Raw genomic sequence first — 20,623 nt, forward strand, 5'->3', positions numbered from 1 at the left:
TGCGGATTGTGCGCCCGGCGCGCCAGTCGAACCTACGCGATGATTGCACCGGTGTGCGCGGGCCGGTCGGTAGGCTCACGAAGTCGAATGTTCACAGGTGAGGGGGTACCGGGTTGACGATGGTCGCCGGACCGCACGGGCTGCCGCGGATCAGCGGATTTCCGGGTTCCGATTTCGATACCGGACCGGACAAGTGGTCGGGCGTCGCAGCCGGCGAGGATCGGATCCGGGCCCTGGCCGTCGGGGCCTACTACGGTCGCAGCTGGCGCGCCTACAACGACACGGTGGCCTTCGCCCCCGAACATCCCGCCGGTTCCGAGACCCGCCGCGAGTCCACGATCGAGGGCCTGCACGAATCGTGGGGCGTCGACAACGGCGACGATGCGCGCGACACCGTTTCCCGCCTGCTCGCCGGCATGCACGCACCGCTGTTCGCGATGGTGCATCCGCTCGCGACCGCGGCCGCGCAGGACACCACCCGGGTGGACCGCAGCGGCCTCGCCGACAGCCATCGCGAGTTCCTGCACACCGTCTCGCAGGTGCGGGGCTACCGCGGTGTCAACGGCATCGACCGCGATTACGACGCGTGGTTGCAGGCCATCAAGTTCGGCATCGTCGACCGGCTGCCGCAGCCGCTGAACACCGACGCCACCGCCTGGGATCTGTCGCGCATCGTCTTCATCGCCCGCGCCGCGCACACTGCGGGGTATCTGGGCGAGGACGAAGCGTGGACGCTGCTCGGTCGTGCACTCTCGAAAGCCCAACAGCACTACCGTAATTGGCGGCAGTTCGCCGCGGGATTCCTCACCGGCGCGATCTTCTGGGCGGCAACCCAGGATCTGGCGGCGGCCAAGGATCAGGTCGACGAGCGCCGGGCGATGATCCGCGGCCTGCTACTGCGGCCGTCGAGCCCGTGGCGGCGGGTCGCACTCCATCCGGGTGCGCCGGTATTCGGGATGTCCCCGTTCCACTGACGCGACCTCCCAGCTCACTGGGGCATGGCACGCAGAATGCCGGCGCCCTCCCATTTGAACTGTTCCGGATCGACCATGCCCAGGTCCCGGCGTTCCACCAGCAGTTGCCATTCACCGAACAGATCCAGCGACGAGGGCCGCGCCATGACGATCGAACCGTCGACATGCTCCATCTCGCAGGCCAGTCGCACCGCGTCGGTGACCCGCGCCAGATTCGCGGAATCGGCGGACAGAAAATCCAGTTCGCTGTCACCGTCCGAGATGCGCATGGTGGCAACCGCTCCGGGCGGTGCCGCCAGATCGATCCGGTCGATCGCGGCCACCGGGAACTCGTATCCCGTCCCGGGACCGACGAACAGCAAGCGCAGCGTGGTGATCACCACCAGTCCCGAGGTACCGCGATACCCGCACGGCGCACACTCGAGGACGTATTCGTCCGCCCGGGCGTAGGCGTGCAGCGCGGCGACCTCCGCCCCGCAGACGCCGGGAGTGCCCATCCGGACCGCGGCCCGCGCCACATCCGGGCGGACCGGACCGTACCGGCCCGGCACGGGACGCGGCGGCGTCAGATTCGGGCGCCGGCGCACGATGCGGCGCATCTCCAGCAGTTCGTCCTCGATCGCGCGCACCAGGGCAGCCGCCTGCGGTAACAGTTCGGGCTCGAGGACCACGGTGGCGGGACCGCGCCGGGTGGGGACACCGCCGACCCGGTAGTCGGGTGCGCGGAAGTAGAGCAGTAACAGCAGATCCCCGGAGTCGGACTCCACGAGACAGACGTCGCGCAGATCGCAGACCCGGATGTCGAGCGCGATCCGGTCGTCGACACTCAACGGTGTGGTGACGACTCGCCCACCGGTGTACCTGACCGCCATCCGCCGCCCCCACACCTCGAGCACTACCGCATCCTCCCCATCCGGCCGGGTGACGTCATCGGGGGCAGATTCTACCGAGATCCGCCGCCCGCCCGGAGGATCCACCGCACCCGCGCGCGAGTCCGCGCACCCGGGGCCGTGTCCGGGCGCTGAACGCGAGTGGCACACTTGCCGAATGCTCGGTGTACACCCCGGAACCACCGAAACCGCGGAGCCGACCACCCGACGGCGGGTGATTCGCTACAGCGTTCGGTTCGCCTACCTGGTAGCGCTGATCGTCGCGCTCGCGACCGGCTTCCTGCCGGGCGGGCGCCTCAACGAGGCCGGGTGGATGATCGGCGGTGTCCTCGCCTTCACCATCGACCGGCCGTGGCGGCAGCATCTGCGCGTGCTGATCGACTGGCTGCCGCTGATCGCGGCGCTGATGGTCTACGACTACACCCGCGATCTCGCCGACAAACTCGGTATGCCGCTGCGGATGAGTGAACTGGTCGACGCGGACCGCTGGATGTTCAACGGCACCCTGCCGACGGTGTGGTTGCAGGAACACCTCGCCGCCGACGGCAGCCAGCCGTGGTGGACTCCGATCATCGGCGCTGTGTACACCACCCACTTCATCCTGCCGTGGGCGGTTGCCGCGATCTTCTACATCTATTCGCGGCCGCTGTGGGCGCGCTACATGCGGCGGATCCTGCTGCTGTCGTATCTGGCGCTGGTCACCTACATCCTGGTGCCGGCCGCACCGCCGTGGTTCGCCGCGCGCGAGGGCGTGATCCACGAAGAGGTCCGCCGCATCTCCGGATTCGGGCTCGGCGTCGTCTCGCCCGACATCAGTGCCCAGTGGCTCGAGGACCACGGCAACTACGTCGCGGCGCTGCCCTCGCTACACACCGCGTTCGCGGTCCTGGTCGCGGCGACCCTGTGGCCGCTGACCAAGCGCTGGTGGTTGCGGGTACCGCTGGTGCTGTATCCGTGCGCGATGGGCTTCACTCTCGTCTACGGCGGCGAGCACTACGTACTCGACGTGTTGCTCGGCTGCGTGTACACGGCGCTCACCGTGCTGCTGACCCACCTGTGGGAGAACTGGCGTGCCGGACGCGCACTGCTGGGACCGCTGCCCGCGGTGGTGAGCAACAAGGCAGCCGCGGCTGCGGCGGCCGCTGCAGGCGGCGATGACACCGACCGTCCGGACGACACCGGCGGACCCGGCGGGCCCGGCGGCGAGACGCAAGAACGCAGCGGGGCTGGAGACCGCAGCGGGGCTACCGCCCCTGCGGAGCCCGACCCGCTACGTACGAGTGGCGAAATGAAATCCGAGAGCGCCGAGAAGGACGAGATCCGAACGGCATCGGCAGCCGCCGCGCCGACACCGGCGGGATAAAGCGGCACCGGTACGGGGCCGGTCGTGGCATTCGGGACGGACCGATGAGGGAGCTCCGGCGGGCGTAGGTTCCGGTTCGGCATCGGCCGCCGGCCATGGCGCTGTGAGCAGCGTCTCTCTGCCGCGGCCTGCCGCCGACAAGCCGCAGGTGAGACACCTGTAACTCGACTCCGCACCCTACTTCCGGCCCGAAAATCGCGTGCTTTCCGGCTCGATGCACCGGAATACTGTCGCGGCACCGACGAGTTGAGTGGGTCACGATCGTCTGTTCTCATATGGCGTTCAGGGCCCTCGGGGTGGCTCGGACGTCGGTCGCGGAAATTCCGCGTTCGCGCACACCCGGAGGTAAATCGATGTCCGCCGAATCCGTCCACCGCTCGACCGGTGGGCGCACCCCCGCGGTGATCCGGTTACTCGTGCTGGCCACCTTCGTGGTGATCCTGAACGAGACCATCATGACGAACGCGATTCCGCGTCTGATGGAGGATCTGCACGTCACCGAGCGGTCCGCGCAGTGGGTGTCCACCGTATTCATGCTCACCATGGCTGCGGTCATTCCCGTCACCGGCTGGTTCCTGCAGCGGGTGTCGACCCGTCGCGCCTATGCACTGGCGATGACCGTATTCCTGGCCGGCACCGTGATCTCGGCGGTGGCGCCGACCTTCGCGGTACTGCTGGTCGGGCGGGTCGTTCAGGCCGGTGGCACCGCGGTGATGATGCCGCTGTTGATGACCACACTGATGACCGTGGTGCCCGCCCAGGATCGTGGCCGGGTGATGGGCAATGTGACCCTCGCGATCTCGGTCGCCCCGGCAATGGGCCCGGTGATCTCCGGCCTGGTGCTGCAGATCGCTTCCTGGCGCTGGCTGTTCCTGTTCGTGCTGCCGATCGCCGGTGCGGTCACCTTCTTCGGCCTGCGCAAACTCGAGAATGTCGGCGAACCCGAAGCCGGCGCGATCGATTGGCTCAGTGTGGTGCTGTCGGCGCTGGGCTTCGGCAGCCTGGTCTACGGACTGAGCAAGTTCGAGATCGACAATTTCCTGGTCCCGAGTCTGATCGTGCTTGCCGGGGTCGTCCTGATCGCCGTCTTCGCGCTGCGGCAGGTCCGGTTGCAGCGCACCGGTACCCCACTGCTGGATCTGCGCGTCCTGCTGGCCGGCACCTACACCAAATCGCTGGTGCTGATGGCGGTCGCCTTCCTGGCGATGATGGGCTCGATGCTGCTGCTGCCGCTCTACCTGCAGAACCTGCGCCACCTCAGTCCGCTGGAAACCGGCCTGCTGGTGATGCCCGGCGGCCTCGCCATGGGTGTACTGGGTCCGACCATCGGCCGGTTGTTCGACCGTTTCGGTGGCCGGTTGCTGGTCATTCCCGGCGCGATCGGTGTGACCGTGGCGCTGGCGGGCTTCACTCGGATTTCGCTGACCATGCCGTACTGGCAGTTGCTGGTGCTGCACATCCTGCTGATGGTGTCGCTGGCCGCCGCCTTCACCCCGGTCTTCACCCTCGGCCTGGGTGCGCTGCCGCAGCACTTGTACTCCCACGGCAGTTCGATGCTGGCCACTTTGCAGCAGGTGGCCGCGGGCTTCGGCACCGCGCTGGTGGTCACCATCATGTCGGGTCGCGCCACCTCGCTGATCGACAGCGGGACCGATCCGATGCTCGCCCAACTGTCCGGAATGCAGCTCGCGTTCGGCGTCTCGGCAGTGCTGGCGGTGATCGTGATCGTGGCGGCGATTCTGCTGCCGAACCGCGCCCCCGAACCGGCCACGGTGGTCAGTGAGTCGGAGGAATTGGAGTTGGCTAGGGACTGAGCCCATCGTCCGGTGCGCCCGCGATCCGAGACCGGTCGCGGGCGCACCGGCGTTTCGGCCTCGGGTCGAGGACGGCTCACCACCGCAACTAGAACGTGTTCTATATTCGAGGGGACGGTTCCGCCAACCTCGGGAGTTCACGATATGTACCAGTGGTCCGACGAAGATCTGATGCTCCGCGACGCGGTGCGCGGCTTCATCCGTAAGGAAATCGAACCCAACGTCGACCAGTTGGAGAGTGGCGAACTTCCCCCGTTCGACATCATCCGCAAGCTGTACGCCACCTTCGGGCTGGACGAGATGGCCCGTGAGGGGCTGGAGAAGACGCTGGCCAAAGAAGCGTCCGGGGAATCCGGCAAGTCCGGTAAGTCGGGCGGATTCAGCGGTTCGGGCAGTATGGCCGTCATCCTCAATTCGGAGCTGGCCGGTTCCAGCCTGGGCCTGGTGGCGTCGATGGGTGTGAGCCTCGGGCTCACCGTCGCCACCATCCGCAGCCACGGCACGCTGGCGCAGAAGAAGCGCTGGTTGCCCGAACTGGTGACCTTCGAGAAGGTCGGCGCCTGGGCGATCACCGAACCCGATTCCGGCTCCGACGCCTTCGGCGGGATGAAGTCCTATGTCCGCCGCGACGGCGAGGACTACATCCTCAACGGCCGCAAGACCTTCATCACCAACGGCCCGTACGCCGATGTGACCGTCGTCTACGCCAAGCTCGACGAGGAGGACGGCACCGACCGGCGCGACCGCAAGGTGCTGACGTTCGTGCTGGACAAGGGGATGCCGGGCTTCGAACAGAGCAAGCCGTTCAAGAAGATGGGCATGAACTCCTCGCCCACCGGTGAACTGGTCTTCGACAATGTGCGCCTGACCCCCGACCGGCTGCTCGGCGAAACCGAGACCCCGAAGAAGGGCGACGGAAAAGACAGCGCCAAACAGTCTTTCGCCGCCGAGCGAATCGGCATCGCCTCCCTCGCCCTGGGCATCATCAACGAATGCCACCGCCTCTGCATCGACTACGCGAAGTCACGCACCCTGTGGGGCAAGGAGATCGGCCAGTTCCAGCTGATCCAGCTGAAGCTGGCCGAAATCGAGATCGCCCGGATCAACGTGCAGAACATGGTCTTCAACGCCATCGAACGCACCGCTGCCGGCGAACAGGTCACCCTCGCGGAGGCGTCCGCGATGAAGCTGTACTCTTCGCGCGCCGCCACCGAGGTGGCGATGGAAGCGGTCCAACTGTTCGGCGGTAACGGCTACATGGCCGAGTACAAGGTGGAACAGCTTGCGCGCGATGCGAAGTCGCTGATGATCTACGCGGGCAGCAACGAGATCCAGGTGACCCATATCGCCAAGGGTCTGCTGGCCGGCTGACCCCGGCTAGTTCGGCCGCGCCGAATGCCAGTCCGTCACCTGCTGATACCGCCGTCCGACCTCGAAGAGCAACGCCTCTCGATGGGCGGCGGCGGTGAGCTGGGCACCGATCGGCATCCCCGAGCCGGGATGAAACCCGACCGGTAGGGCGAGGGTGGGGCCGTCGTGCAGCGACCAGGGGTAACTGAACTGCCCCATGCGCCGCGATTGCGCGACGACATCCGCCCCGCCGTCCACCGGCGGAACATCGATCGGCATGGTGGGCGTGAGCACCACGTCCACCCGGTCGAATACGTCGGCGAGACCGCGCCGGAACTCGGCGCGCCTGTTCCGCACCGCACTGCGCTCGGCCTCGGTGATCCGTAGCCCCAGCGAAATGCGTTCCAGGGTGGCGGGCTGAAACACCTCGGGAGAGTTGAGTATTCGATCGCGATGGCAGTGCGCGAGGTCGGCGTAGATCAACGTGTAGACGATGTCCTGCGCCTGCTCGGCGCCCGGGATCCGCACCGGTACCACCTCGTAGCCGAGGTCGGCGCACCGGTCGGCGGCCGCGCGCACAGCGGCAGTGACCGCGGGATCGACATCGTCGGTGACGAAGACCTCCGGCACCCCGATGCGCCGCACCGGCGCGACGGCCGGTGCCGGTCCGGTCCGCAGGACCTCGAAGATCCGGGCCACCTGTTCGACCGTGCGTGCCATCGGTCCCACCGTGTCGAACGATTCACTGACCGGGAAAACACCGGCATTGCTGATCGCACCCCAGGTCGGGCGCAATCCGGTCACGCCGCAGGCTGCGGCGGGTAGCCGGACCGAGCCGCCGGTATCGGTGCCCAGCGCAGCGGTCACCAGGCCCGCGGCCACAGCGGCGCCCGATCCACCGCTGGAACCGCCCGGGACCCGGGACGGGTCCCACGGGTTGACGACGGCCCCGGCCGCCGAGTTGCCGGAGGTGACCCCGACCGCGAATTCGGCCATATTCAGCTTCGCGACCAGTTGCGCACCGGCATCGCTCGAGCGGCGCACCACCTCGGCATGGGCGTCGGGAATCCGGTCGGCGAAGAACGCCGATCCGCAGGTAGTGGGCACCCCGGCGACGTCGATATTGTCCTTGAGCCCGATGCGCAGGCCGCGCAACGGACCGTCGCCCCCGGACCCGACCGGCGGATCGATCCAGGTCACGATGCTGTTGGTGGTGTCGCCACCCCGACGCGGGGCCGGGCCGCGGAACTCCGCCGCCCGGCCCCCGGGCTCGTTCAGGACCGACTCCCGGCCCGCAGTGCGGCGGTAGCCGCGTCGTCGACGGTCCACTCGTCGGTATTCACCACGACACCGTAGTCCCGGCGCGCATCCTCGGCGGTGAGGTATTCGTCCCACACATCGCTGAGCACCTGGAACGGATCACGTACGAACGGGTCGCCGAAACCGCCACCGGACGGCAACTTGATCTCGAGCGTCTCACCGGCGCGAATGGTTTCCTGGGTGACCTTCGAGAACAGCACCTCCTCACGATCGGTGCCGGCGTTGCGGGTGAACGAACCCGCGACGCCGTCGCGACCGCCGAGCGCACCCGCCGGTGGATCGGACCGGTTGTCGGCCTCCGAACCGAGGAAGGTGTCGGTCTCCATCAACCATTTACGCACGCTGCCGATGCCACCGCGCCACTGTCCCGGTGCCGGCGGTTCATCACGCAGTTCGTAGCGCAGTGCGCGCATGGCGTGATTGAGTTCGAGTTCCTCGATGGGATTGTTGCGGGTGTTGGCCATCAGCGCGTCGACGCTGTCCATCCCGTCCTTGCCGTTGCGGCCACCGTAGGAACCCTCGTTGATTTCGATGTACACCCAATAGGATTCGCCGTCGGGTGCGACACCCGAGTACGCGATCGCGCACAGTGCCGCCGACGAACCCGCCACCGCATGCGCCGGAAGTACCGGTGCCAGCGCCAGATTGATCGAGTCGAACACCCGGTTCACCTGCGAGAAGCGCGCGAAGCACGAGGCCGGAAAATCCGGGTTGAAGATGGTGCCCTCGGGGGCGTAGGCACGCACCGGCCGGAAGCAGCCGTCGTTCTGCGGAACGAACTCCTCGGTCACCTCCTCGTCGAGCAGGATGGTGCGGATCGCCGAGACCGCTACCGGCAGCACCGATCCCTCGAAGGGCACATTGAACGCGGTCGGCACCTGATCGTTGGAACCGGTGAGGTCGATGAGGATGTCCTCTCCCTCCACCTGCACCCGCACCGCCACCTTCAGCGGCACCCCGCGATTCTTGCCGTCGTCGTCGAGGTAGCCGATCGGCGCCTCGTAGCTGCCGTCCGGGATCTCGCGAATCCGGCTGCGCAGCATGTTCTCCGAGTAGTCCATCCACCGTTCGGCGGCACTCATCACGGTGTCGAGGCCGTACTTGCCGAGTAGTTCGAGGAAACGTTTCTCACCGATACGGGAGCAGGCGATCAATGCCTCGAGGTCGCCGCGGTTCTGTTCGGGGGTGCGCACGTTGTCGAGAATGTGCTGGATGAGGTAGTCGTTGCGTACTCCGGCCTCGTAGATCTTCATCGAGTCCATGAGCTTGCCCTCGGCCCAGACGTCGACGACATCCATGCACAGTCCGGGGAAGTTTCCGCCCACATCGGAGACGTGACCGGTGCATCCGGCGAATCCGATGTGCTCACCTTCCCAGAAGATCGGGATGATGATGCCGTAGTCGGGTGAATGCGCCGCACCGTGATACGGGTGATTGTGCAGGATGACATCGCCGGGTTTGTAGGTGCCGGCCAGCCTGCGGTTCACTCCGCGAATGTAGGCCGGAATCGAACCACAGTGCATCGGAGTGGAATCCGATTCGCACAGTTCGCGGCCGTTCACGTCGAAGATGCCGGCGCCGAGATCTTCCGACTCCCGGATCAGGCTGGAATAGGCCATCCGGTAGAGGACCTGCGCCATCTCCTTGGCCATCGATTGCAGCGCACCGCCGATGACGCGCAGCGTGATCGGGTCGACCTGGACGTCGTTCCAGGTGCGGTGGGATTCGCCCGCGAGCGATACACCGGTCGTGGGCATCAGCGTCTTGCTCATGCGGACTTCCTCTCGATGATGATGTGGCCGACGGCGTCCACGGTGGCGTGCTGATGCATGCCGACGATGGTGGTGGAGTCGAACTGCTCGACGATCGCCGGTCCGTCGAATTCGTTGCCGGCCAGCAACAGTGAGCGTTCGTAGACCGGAGTGTCGACCCACTCCGGCTCGGTCTCGTCCGCACGCCAGAACAGTGCGCGAGTGGTCGTCTTGACTGCGGCCGACGCATCGGCGCTCCCCGTGCCGATCTCGGCGATCTGCACATGCGGCACGGCGCCGACACCGGTGACGCGAATATTGATCAGCTGCACCGGCTTGTCGTCGAAGCGCTGCGAATAGGTGCGTCCGTGCGCCTGATGGAAGGCCTCGGCCACCGATTTCACCCAGACGTCGTCGATCTCGCCATCGGGCGCCGGCACGCGCAGTTCGTAGCCCTGGCCGACGTAGCGGCAGTCGACACTGCGTTCGAGCGAAATATTTTCCGGCGCAACACCATCGGATTCGAGCTGGGCGACGGCCGCCCCGGAGAGCCGATCCATCTGCTCGTTCAGCAGGCGCAGATCCGGATCGGCGGAGGAGGTCCACACCGTGGTCGGCACCTCGTAGCGGATATCGGTGGTGAGCAGGCCGACCGCTGAGGTGATGCCGGGGTGGCCGGGCACGATGACCCGTGGGATGCCGAGCTGGTCGGCGATCTGCCAGGCGAACAGCGGACCGGCCCCGCCCTCGGCGATCAGTGAGAAGTCGCGCGGGTCATAGCCTTTGCGCACCGAGTGCAAACTGATCGCCTCGGTCATCGAATGCGCCAGGATCTTGAAGATGCCCATCGCGGCCGCGTCGAGGGTGGTGCCGAGCTTGTCGGCGATATGGGTACCGATCGCGGTGCGGGCGAGTTCGGGCTGCACCTCCATGGTGCCGGACAGGAAACTGTTCTCCCGCAACCAGCCCATCGCCACCATGGCGTCGGTCGAGGTGGGCTCGGTGCCGCCGCGGGCGTAACAGGCCGGGCCCGGCACGGCACCGGCACTGCGCGGGCCGACCCGGAACATACCGCCCTCGTCGACCACGGCGATCGAACCACCGCCGGCGCCGATCGTGTCGACCTCCGCCATCGGCACCATGGCGTGATAGTCGCCGATGCGGGTATCGAGCAGATGTTTCATCCGCAGGGCGCCGTCGGGCGCGACGCCGATATCGGCGGAGGTACCGCCGACGTCGAGGGTGATGACGCTCGGGAAACCCGAGGCCTTGCCGATGGCACAGCCACCCAGCAGACCGGCCACCACACCGCTGGTGAGCAGCGAGACGGGGGTTTCGCTCGCACTGCGCGAGGTGACCAGACCACCGGCCGACGTCATCAGGTGGACGTCGTCACCGACCTGCGCCGCGCGCGCCTTCTGCGCGAGGTTCTCGATATAGCGGGAGGTCTTCGGGCCGATGAAGGCGTTCAGCGCGGCCGTGGAGAAGCGTTCGTACTCCCGGTATTGCGGGGCGACCTCACTGGACAGCGAGACGAACACCTCCGGGTACTCCTCGGCGATGATCTCCTTGACCCGCTTCTCGTGCGTGGCATTGCGGTACGAATGCAGGAAGGCGACCGCGATGGCGTCCACGCCGCGTGCGCGCAGCAGCCGGACCTGCTCACGTACGGCGGTCTCGTCCAGCGGAATCAGCACGGTGCCCGCGGCATCGATGCGCTCGGGCACGACCCGGCGGTTGCGCCGTGGCACCAGCTGCCATTTCTGCCACGGCAGATCCTGATAGTTGGAATAGTTGAGCGGCCGCTTCTTGCGCGCGATGTGCAGCAGGTCCCGGAAGCCTTCGGTGGTGATCATGCCGACGTCGCAGCCGTTGTGCTCGAGCACGATATTGGTGGCCACCGTGGTGCCGTGGAAGAACATCTCGATATCGGCGGGGTCGATCCCGGCCCGCGCGGCGAGCACCTCGATACCGTCCATGGTCCCGATCGACGGGTCGTGATTCGTCGAGGGGGTTTTGTGGACGACCACGCTGCCGTCGTCGTCCCACAACACGAGGTCGGTGAACGTGCCGCCGACGTCGACTCCAATTCTCTTCATCAAGATTTTCCATTCTTCCGGCGCCCACGAGGGAGCGGAGGGGACGACCGAGGCGGAATGCCGTCTCTCGAGGTCGGGGGACCACCGCGCGAGGTGATGGAAGCCATCGTGCTTGAGACCGCCATAGAAAGCAATACCTCAGATGTTTCGTAGGTAAAATCAGGGTTACGCCGAGAAGTATCCTGAGAAGAACGGCGAAAATGCCCCTAATTGACGGATGTTTACCCTAGGCTCGGCGACCGAAGCATCTCGGTACTGTCGGCCGGGTGAGGCTAGGCTCGGCGATCAACAGCCAGCCCGTTCGAACAGAAGGACCCAAGCCGGTGACCGAAGCGACGACAGGCGACGCACCCAGCAAACCCGGACCCGCCTACGCGGTTCTGGCCGAGCAGTTGCGCAGCCGAATCCTGTCGGGCGAACTGCCACAGGGCGCCCGCCTGCCGAACGATACCGAACTGACCGCCGAGTTCGGCGTGGGCCGCAGCACGATCCGTGAGGCGTTGCGATCGCTGGCGAGTCAGAATCTGATCACCACCACCCGCGGTGTCACCGGCGGCAGCTTCGTGGCCTCACCCAGCATCGGGCATATCAGTGCCAACCTGGAGACCGGCGTGGCACTGATGGCCGCCGCCGAAGCCGTCACCGTCGATCAGCTGATGGAGGTGCGCAATCTGATGGAGGTACCGGCCGCCGGCATGGCGGCGTTTCGCCGGACCGAGGAACAGCTGGACGAACTGCGGGCTGCGATCTTCGATCCGAAGGGCATCCAGGGCCCGGACACCTACGCCAAGAACCAGGAGTTTCACCTGGTATTACTGCGCGCCACCGGCAATCCACTACTGGAGCTGATCACCGCACCGGTGTTCCGGGTGCTGGCCACTCGCTTCGGCCGCGACCACGCTCCCGGCGGCTTCTGGCACTGTGTGGATCACGACCATCGGGCCATCCTGGAGGTCGTCGCGGCCGGCGACTCGATGGCCGCCATCGATCTGATGCGCCGCCACCTGGACCACCTGGGCGATTCCTACCGCCGGATGGACCGGCTGCGAACCGAGTGAGCTGTCGCGGGCACCCCCCGCCGACCACCAAAACATCTGCTTTTTACTGAGATCAGTGCGGAAATATCCGCCGCACTGAGCCGCGAACTGCGTCGATATCACCCCTTGACGTTCTAAATGTCTGATGTATTGTTCGAATCACGCATTCGCTGAACGAACTGAGGAGATACGGTGGCAGTGCATGAGGCTGTTCTCGGACACTTCTTCGAGGACTACGTCCTGGGTGACGTCTACCAACACCCCATCGGACGGACGATCTCCGAAGCGGACAACACCTGGATCACGGTGCTGTCGATGAATACCAACCAGAACCATTTCAACGCCCACGTCGCCGCACAGAACCCGATCACCGACGGCAAGGTGATCGTCAACTCCGGCCTGACAGTCGCTGTGGTGCTGGGACTTTCGGTGCTCGACATGAGCCAGAACGCGATCTCGAACCTGGAGTTCACCGAGATCAAGATGTCGCACCCGGTCTACGTCGGCGACACGATCTACGCGGAGAGCATCTGCACCGGCCTGCGCCTGTCGAAGTCCCGCCCCTACGCCGGCATCGTCTCGATGATCACCCGAGGGCTGAACCAGGAAGGCACCGAGGTGATCTCGTGGAAGCGCTCGGTGATGGTCGCGACCCGCGAGAGTGGCATCGGGCAGAACTATTTCCCGGAGGCGAAGGACGGCCCGCTCCAACTGCCGGCCACGGACACGGAGGACACGCAGCGATGAAACCGTTGGAAGACGTCCGCATCATCGCGCTGGAACAATACGGCGCCGGCCCCTTCGGTAGCGTCCACCTGGCCGACCTGGGCGCCGATGTCATCAAGATCGAGGACCCCGCCGTCGGCGGCGATGTCGGGCGCTACGTGCCGCCCTACACCGAGGGCGAGGACTCGCTGTTCTTCGAAACCTTCAACCGCAACAAGCGCAGTCTGTCACTGGACCTGTCGAATCCGTCCGGCCGCAAGGTATTCGAGGATCTGGTCCGCACCAGCGATGCCGTGTACTCGAATCTGCGCGGCGACGTGCCCGCGAAAATCGGTATCACCTACGACGATCTGAAACATCTCAACCCGGAGATCGTGTGCTGCAGCCTGACCGGATTCGGAATGACCGGGCCACGGTCCACCGAACCCGGTTACGACTACATCCTGCAGGGCTTGGCGGGTTGGATGAGCTTGACCGGCGACCCGGACGGCCCGCCCACCAAATCCGGTCTGTCCCTGGTGGATTTCTCCGGTGGATTCGTCGCCGCGCTCAGCCTGCTGTCCGGACTGCACGCCGCTCGGCGCGACGGAGTGGGCGGTGACTGCGACGTGTCGCTGTACGACACCGCGATGTCGCTGCTCACCTATCCGGCCACCTGGCATCTGAACGCGGGTTTCGAACCCGTGCGCACCAAGAACTCCGCCCATCCGTCACTGGTGCCGTTCCAGGCATTCGAGGCCTCCGACGGCTGGCTGGTGGTGGGCTGTGCGAAGGAGAAGTTCTGGGAGCGGCTGGTCGTCGCGATCGGCCATCCCGAGCTGGGCACCGATCCTCGATTCACCACTTTCGCGCTGCGCGGCGAGCATCGCGACGAACTGCTGCCGATGCTGGAGCAGATCTTCGCCGGCAAGCCGGTGCGGCACTGGTTGTCGCTGCTGCGTCCGGCCGGAGTGCCCTCGGGTCCGATCAACGATGTGGCACAGGCACTCACCGAACCGCACACCCTCGCCCGTGACCTCGTCGTGGCGACCGAGCATCCGCGGTACGGAACACTGCGGCAGGTGGCCTCGCCGGTCCGCTTCGGTTCCACCCCACCGCAATACCGCCGTGCGCCCGAGCGCAACGAGCACTTCGACGAGATCATCGGTGCCGAACTGGGCTACGACGACGAGACGATCGCTCACCTCGCCGCACAGGGCGCCTTCGGTCCCGATGCCGACCGGTCCCGCGCATGATCTCGCAGACGCTGGCCGAATGGGCACATGATCTCGTCGCCGACGCGCTGCCCGCCGAGGTCGTGCACGCGACCGCCCGCCACCTGCTCGACGGAGTCGGCAATGCTGTCGCCGCCCGCCGGCTCGGTTACGGCCGCGCCGGGTTCGAGGTGGCCGACGCGCTGGGCGGGCCGCCCGAAGCACGGCCCCTGACCGGCATGCGAGCCCAGTCGGCACCTGCCGCCGCCATGGCGACGGCGGTGCTGGTGCATGCCCTGGATTTCGACGACACCCACGCCGGCGCGCTGGTACACCCGACCGCGGTGACACTGCCCGCCGCATTCGCGGTGGGACAGCAGACCCGGGCCACCGGCACACAGGTGCTGGCCGCCACCGCGATCGGACTCGAGGCGGCCTGTCGACTCGGCCTCGCCAGCCCGCACGGTTTCCACAGTCGCGGTCTGCACGCCACCGGCGTGGTCGGCCCGCTCGCCGCCGCACTGGTCACCGGTCGCCTGACCGGGCTCACGACCCGTGAGCTGGTCGATGCCCTCGGCATCGCCGGTTCGGCCGGTGGCGGGCTGCTGGAATTCCTCGATACCGATGCCGACACCAAGGCTCTGCATCCCGGTACCGCCACCCTCAACGGCATTCTCGCCGCGCGGCTGGCCGCCGCCGGAGCCGACGGACCACCGTCGGTACTCGAGGGCAGGCGGGGACTCTACGCGGCCCTGTCGGCCCGCGAAGCCGATCCTGCAGCCATCGTCGCCGAGCTCGGAACCCGGTGGGAAGCAACGAATATCGGTATCAAGCCCTATCCCAGCTGTCAGCTCATGCACGTCACGCTGGATGCCGTCGCCGCCGCCGTACCCGAGGCGGGCATTGACCCCGCGCACGTCGCCGACATCGAGGTCCGGGTGCACCCGGATTCCCTGCCCATCGTGTGCGGGCCGAATGCGGGAGTCGCCGCGCCCCGCAGCACCTACGACGGCAAATTCGATCTGCCCTGGAGTGTGGCGGCGCTGCTCCACGACGGCACGGTCGACATCTCGACCTACACACCCGACTCCATCGCCCGCGCGGCCGTGCTGGCCACCGCGCGCCGGGTACGTGTCGTGGAAGCCGCGACCGACGGTCCGGCGGCCTCGGCTCCCGGTCGTGCCGTCATCACTCTCGACGACGGCCGCACCCTGCACGGTCACGTCGCGGGCAGCCGCGGCACCAGCGCCTTCCCACTCGACGACGCACAACTGCGCGCCAAATTCCTTGCCAACTGCGCGAGTCACGACCGGGCCGGTGAACTCGCGGACCGGATCCTCGCGCTCGCCGACGAGCCGGACCTGTCCGCGATCCTCGACCTGGCCGCGACGATCGCCCCCGTCCCCAACTGACGTTCCAGGAGTCACCGTGGATTTCACCTTCAACGAACAACAGCTCGATTTCCGGAATGCCCTGCGCCACTTCGTCGACAAGGAGATCGTCCCGGTGGCCGGGGAATGGGAACGCAGCGGCCGCTACCCCACCGAGATCGTCGACCACATGAAGGCGATGGGCCTGTTCGGCATCACCACCCCCGAGGAATACGGCGGCATCGATCTGGACAAGGTGTCGTTCACGCTCGTCTACGAGGAGCTGGCCCGCGGCTGGATGGGTATCGCCGGCATCGTCGGCAGCCACAATCTGTCGTGCTGGATGATCAACAAGCACGGCACCCCCGAACAGAGGCAGCAGCTGCTGCCGAAGCTGGCCAGTGGCGAGTGGCGCACCGGTATCGGGCTCACCGAACCGGGTGCGGGTACCGATCTGCAAGGTATCCGGACCACTGCCCGGCGCGACGGCGACCACTACGTGATCAACGGCGCCAAGACCTGGATCACCAACGCGCGGCACGCGAATGTGCTTCCGGTGCTGGTGAAAACCGATCCCACCGCGACGCCGGCACACAAGGGCATGAGCATCCTGCTGGTGGACACCACCACCGACGGTTTCGAGGTGCAGCGCGATCTCGGCAAGCTCGGATACAAGGGCACCGAATCCTGCGAGATCCTGCTGAACGACGTGCGGGTGCCCGTGGATGCACTACTCGGTGGTGTCGAGGGCCGGGGACTGCAGCAGGCGTTGTCCGGGCTGGAGATCGGCCGGCTCAATATCGCCGGACGCAGCGTCGGGATCGCGCAGGCCGCCTACGACGCGGCACTGGCCTACGCCAAGGAGCGCACCGCTTTCGGGCAGCCGATCGCGGACTTCCAGGCCATCCAGCTCAAGATCGCCGATATCGCAACCCAGCTGCAGGCGGCCCGGCTGATGACGTATTGGGCGGCGTCCCAGGCCGATTCGGGTAAGCGGGTGGATATGGAGGCCGGAATGGCGAAGTACTTCGCCTCCGAGACCGCGATCAACGCCAGCCTGGAATCCATGCGCATCCACGGCGGCTACGGATACTCCACCGAATTCGTCGTCGAACGGCTCTACCGGGACGCACCGCTGATGGCGATCGGTGAGGGCACCAACGACATCATGCGCACCATCATCGCCAAGGCACTGGTGGCCGGCACCGGAGTTGTCGGGTGAGGCCGCTGACCTACCTCTATGTCCCCGGTGACGTCCCGCAGCGGTTCGACAAGGCGCTCACCTCGGGCGCCGACGCCATCGTGCTCGACCTCGAGGATGCCGTCGCGCTGAACCGCAAGGACGAGGCCCGCACCGCAGTGGCCGGCTGGATCGCGGCAACCGATCCCGGGCGAGTGCAGGTGTGGGTGCGGGTGAATCCGGGGGCTTTGCAGGACAGCGATATTCGCGCGGTGGCCCACCCACGGCTGACAGGCATCTGGTTGCCCAAGGTGGATTCGGCCGCCGACGTCGAACGCGCCGACCGGCTCCTCACCCACTCGGCTTGTCCCGACGCCGAAGTCTCGGCGCTGATCGAAACCGCTGCGGGCGTTTTCGACGCCCTGCCCATCGCCCGCGCACCCCGCATGAGCTTCCTGCAGCTGGGTGAGGTCGATCTGGCGAGCGAGCTGGGCGTGGCCGCCGAACGCGACGACACCACACTGCTGTTCGCCCGCAGCCGCATCGTCGCCGCGAGCGTCGCCGCCGGCATCGCCCCTCCCCCGGCCGCGGTGTCACGGAACTTCCGGGACCTGGATACCTTCCGGGCCGACACCCGGCGCCTCGCCGAGCACGGCTTCGCCGGACGAGTCTGTATCCATCCCGCCCAGCTGGCTCCGGTGCGCGAAGTCTTCACCCCGGACCCCGAGGAAGTACGTGCGGCCCGTGCCGTCCTCGCCGCCTTGGACCGTGCCGATTCCGGTGTCGCACTCGATGCCCACGGTTTCCTCATCGACGAGGCGGTAGCCAGACAGTCCCGCGCGATCGTCGAACGCGCGGCAGCGGCGGACGTTTCCGCGAGCTGAGCCGACCCCATTGCGCGGCCGAGCACTGAACTTCGCAAAGGCTGCCTGCAGGCACGTTCTGGTCGGTATTCTGTTACTTCGAGGAAGGTGTCGATCGACCGGACTGTGGACCTACCCGGCCATCCCACCCTCCGCTGCGTGATTGCGGCTTTCAGCGCACCGCCGAGCTGGGAGCGATCGTTTCGGCACCGACGCCGCCAACCATTTCCTGCTGCGCTGGACGTATGCCGTGGGTGCCGATGAATCGACGGCGGACCGAGAACTTTTCCGCTCCCGAGGTGGACGATGGCCAAGAAGTTCGAAGGACATATCGCGCTCGACATCCGAGATTCCGTTGCAGACTGGGCGCCCTACGCGGAGCCGGCTGCTCCGCGTGGCGCGCCCAATGTGCTGTACCTGGTGTGGGACGACATCGGAATAGCGACCTGGGACTGCTACGGCGGTCTGGTCGAGATGCCCAGTATGAAGCGCATCGCCGATATGGGCGTGCAATTCACCCAGTTCCACACCACGGCGCTGTGCTCGCCGACCCGCGGGTCGCTGTTGACCGGCCGGAATCCGACCTCGATCGGCATGGCGACCATCGAGGAGTTCACCGACGGATTCCCCAGCATGTGCGGGCGGATCCCCGACGACACGGCCTTGTGCTCGGAGGTACTCGGTGAGCAGGGCTGGAATACCTACGCGGTGGGCAAATGGCATTTGACGCCGTTGGAGGAGGAAAATCTGGCGTCCTCGAAACGGCACTGGCCGCTGGGACGCGGATTCGAGCGGTTCTACGGATTCCTCGGCGGCGAGGCCGACCAGTGGTATCCGAATCTGGTCTACGACAATCACCCCGTCCCGCCCCCCGGTTCGCCGGAGGACGGATATCACCTGTCGCAGGACCTGGCCGACAGGTCGATCGAATTCATTCGGGACAGCAAGGTCATCGCGCCGGACAAACCGTGGTTCCTGTACCTGTGCCCGGGATGCGGTCACGCACCGCACCACGTGGCCCGGGAGTGGGCCGACAAATATCGCGGACGCTTCGATATGGGCTACGAGAAATACCGCGAAATCGCCCTGGAGAATCAGAAGCGGCTGGGCCTGATTCCCGAGGACACCGAGTTGTCGCCGATGAACCCCTACGCCGAAGTCACCGGCGCCCAGGGGCAACCCTGGCCGGCCCAGGACACGGTGCGGGCCTGGGATTCACTGTCCGAGGACGAGAAGCGACTGTTCCGCCGGCAAGCGGAGGTATTCGCGGGATATCTGTCCTACACCGATGCCCAGGTCGGAAGGCTGCTCGACTATCTCGAGGAGAGCGGGCAACTCGACAATACGATTATCGTCGCCCTGTCCGATAACGGTGCCAGCGGCGAAGGCGGGCCGAACGGGTCGGTCAACGAGATGAAATTCTTCAACGGCTACATCGATACGATCGAGGACAGCCTGACGAAACTCGACGAACTCGGCTCACCCAGCACCTACAACCACTACAGCCTCGGCTGGGCCATGGCCTTCAATACTCCGTACAAGCTGTACAAACGCTACGCCTCACATGAGGGCGGAATTGCCGACGCCTGCCTGATGTCGTGGCCCGCCGGAATCGCGGCGCGGGGCGAGCTGCGCCACCAGTACATCAACGTCTGCGATATCACCCCGACCGTGTACGAGCTGCTCGGCACCACAGCGCCCGAGACGGTGAAAAACGTCAGGCAGCGTCCACTGGAGGGAATCAGCTTCCGAGCGGTACTCGACGATCCGAATGCCGACTCCGGCAAACACACCCAGTTCTATTCGATGCTGGGCACGCGCGGTATCTGGCATCGCGGCTGGTTCGCCGACGCCGTGCACGCGGCCTGTCCGTCCGGCTGGGGACATTTCGATTCCGACCGCTGGGAACTGTTCCACCTGGACCACGACCGCAGCCAGATCAACGACTTGGCGCAAATAAACCCCGACAAGCTGGAGGAACTGAAGCAGCTGTGGTTCGCCGAAGCCGAGAAATACGGCGGGCTACCGCTCTACGACCTCGATATCGTCTCGGCCATGCTGCGTGACAGGCCGACCTACGGGAAGGCCCGCGATTCGGCGATCTACTACCCGGACAGCGCCGAGGTCGGGCCGGGCGCGGCACTCGAGATCCGCGGTCGCTCCTTCGCCCTGCTCGCCGAGACCACGATCGAGCACCCGGATGCGGAAGGAGTGTTGTTCGCCCATGGTGGGCAGCTCGGCGGGCACACCCTGTTCGTCCGGGATTCGCACCTGCACTACATCTACAACTTCCTGGGCGAGGAAGAACAGCTCATCGTGTCCGACCGCCCGGTGCCGGTGGGCGATCACATTCTCGGGCTACGTTTCGAACGACAGGGCACCCGCGCCGACAACTTCACCCCCACCGGCGCAGCGGTCCTCTACATCGACGAGGAACCGGTCGGCTCGATCGACAGTATGCGCATCCAGCCCACGGTCTTCTCCGGCGTCGGGGAAGGTGTCCGAGTGGGCCGCGACACCGGGCACGGGGTCTCTCGCCGCTACCCCGCACCGTTCCCCTTCACCGGCGGCACCATCCACCAACTCATCGAGGACGTCACCGGCAAGCCGTACCTGGACCTGGAAATGGCTGCCGCCGCGGCATTCTCACGCGATTGAACCGGCAGTAGGCGGATGCGAGCACTGTACTCGCC

Annotated in this window: 15 protein-coding genes; 11 read left to right on the top strand and 4 right to left on the bottom strand. The window is 66.4% G+C overall.

Annotated features, from left to right (window positions below):
• Positions 1-119 precede the first annotated feature (119 nt).
• The gene (locus tag NV2_RS04665) at positions 120-974 is read left to right on the top strand and encodes a DUF1266 domain-containing protein (protein ID WP_067869831.1); all 855 of its coding nucleotides are present in this window, start codon (positions 120-122) and stop codon (positions 972-974) included.
• A gap of 14 nt (positions 975-988) precedes the next feature.
• On the opposite strand, the gene NV2_RS04670 is transcribed toward NV2_RS04665, so the two are convergent.
• Complete coding sequence (locus NV2_RS04670; protein ID WP_157102744.1) at positions 989-1,846, bottom strand: hypothetical protein; 858 nt, start codon at positions 1,844-1,846, stop codon at positions 989-991.
• Positions 1,847-2,021: 175 nt separating this feature from the next.
• Here NV2_RS04670 and NV2_RS04675 point away from each other — a divergent pair, with 175 nt between their 5' ends.
• From NV2_RS04675 to NV2_RS04685, 3 genes are all read left to right on the top strand, one after another.
• A complete protein-coding gene (locus NV2_RS04675) occupies positions 2,022-3,227 on the top strand; it encodes a phosphatase PAP2 family protein (protein ID WP_084473878.1) in 1,206 nt (401 codons plus the stop codon).
• A gap of 353 nt (positions 3,228-3,580) precedes the next feature.
• Positions 3,581-5,041 carry an MDR family MFS transporter gene (locus NV2_RS04680; protein WP_067870338.1) on the top strand — a complete coding sequence of 487 codons (1,461 nt, stop codon included), beginning with the start codon at positions 3,581-3,583 and terminating at the stop codon, positions 5,039-5,041.
• A gap of 144 nt (positions 5,042-5,185) precedes the next feature.
• Entirely contained in the window at positions 5,186-6,412 is a 1,227-nt protein-coding gene (locus NV2_RS04685) for an acyl-CoA dehydrogenase family protein (protein ID WP_067869838.1), read from the top strand.
• A 6-nt stretch (positions 6,413-6,418) separates the two neighbouring features.
• Here NV2_RS04685 and NV2_RS04690 read toward each other — a convergent pair whose 3' ends face one another.
• From NV2_RS04690 to NV2_RS04700, 3 genes are read right to left on the bottom strand one after another with little or no spacing between them, the layout of a single operon-like run.
• The gene (locus tag NV2_RS04690) at positions 6,419-7,720 is read right to left on the bottom strand and encodes an amidase (protein WP_245662443.1); all 1,302 of its coding nucleotides are present in this window, start codon (positions 7,718-7,720) and stop codon (positions 6,419-6,421) included.
• Positions 7,666-9,483: a hydantoinase B/oxoprolinase family protein gene (locus NV2_RS04695; protein WP_084473880.1), complete on the bottom strand. Its 1,818-nt coding sequence runs from the start codon at positions 9,481-9,483 to the stop codon at positions 7,666-7,668. Before NV2_RS04695 ends, NV2_RS04690 begins: the two co-directional genes overlap by 55 nt.
• Positions 9,480-11,561 (bottom strand): hydantoinase/oxoprolinase family protein, encoded by a 2,082-nt coding sequence (locus tag NV2_RS04700; RefSeq protein WP_067869841.1) that lies wholly within the window; start codon positions 11,559-11,561, stop codon positions 9,480-9,482. Before NV2_RS04700 ends, NV2_RS04695 begins: the two co-directional genes overlap by 4 nt.
• Positions 11,562-11,884: 323 nt before the next feature.
• On the opposite strand from NV2_RS04700, the gene NV2_RS04705 reads away from it, so the two are divergent.
• The 7 genes from NV2_RS04705 to NV2_RS04735 all read left to right on the top strand — a co-directional run bounded on the left by NV2_RS04705 (position 11,885) and on the right by NV2_RS04735 (position 20,588).
• Positions 11,885-12,619 (top strand): FadR/GntR family transcriptional regulator, encoded by a 735-nt coding sequence (locus NV2_RS04705; protein WP_067869844.1) that lies wholly within the window; start codon positions 11,885-11,887, stop codon positions 12,617-12,619.
• Between the two features lie 171 nt (positions 12,620-12,790).
• Entirely contained in the window at positions 12,791-13,345 is a 555-nt protein-coding gene (locus tag NV2_RS04710) for a MaoC family dehydratase (protein ID WP_067869847.1), read from the top strand.
• Positions 13,342-14,559, top strand: coding sequence for a CaiB/BaiF CoA transferase family protein (locus NV2_RS04715; protein ID WP_067869850.1), 1,218 nt, complete (start codon positions 13,342-13,344; stop codon positions 14,557-14,559). Before NV2_RS04710 ends, NV2_RS04715 begins: the two co-directional genes overlap by 4 nt.
• Positions 14,556-15,929, top strand: a complete 1,374-nt coding sequence (locus NV2_RS04720; RefSeq protein WP_067869853.1) for an MmgE/PrpD family protein — start codon at positions 14,556-14,558, stop codon at positions 15,927-15,929. The genes NV2_RS04715 and NV2_RS04720 overlap by 4 nt, the downstream gene beginning before the upstream one ends.
• Before the next feature lie 16 nt (positions 15,930-15,945).
• On the top strand, positions 15,946-17,109 hold the full coding sequence (locus NV2_RS04725) for an acyl-CoA dehydrogenase family protein (RefSeq protein ID WP_067869856.1): 1,164 nt from the start codon (positions 15,946-15,948) through the stop codon (positions 17,107-17,109).
• Positions 17,106-17,951 carry an HpcH/HpaI aldolase/citrate lyase family protein gene (locus tag NV2_RS04730; RefSeq protein WP_067869859.1) on the top strand — a complete coding sequence of 282 codons (846 nt, stop codon included), beginning with the start codon at positions 17,106-17,108 and terminating at the stop codon, positions 17,949-17,951. The genes NV2_RS04725 and NV2_RS04730 overlap by 4 nt, the downstream gene beginning before the upstream one ends.
• Before the next feature lie 285 nt (positions 17,952-18,236).
• The gene (locus NV2_RS04735) at positions 18,237-20,588 is read left to right on the top strand and encodes an arylsulfatase (RefSeq protein ID WP_067869862.1); all 2,352 of its coding nucleotides are present in this window, start codon (positions 18,237-18,239) and stop codon (positions 20,586-20,588) included.
• Positions 20,589-20,623: the final 35 nt, after the last annotated feature.

Origin of the sequence: Nocardia vermiculata NBRC 100427 (genome assembly GCF_001613265.1) — a bacterium.
Classification (GTDB): Bacteria; Actinomycetota; Actinomycetes; order Mycobacteriales; family Mycobacteriaceae; genus Nocardia; species Nocardia vermiculata.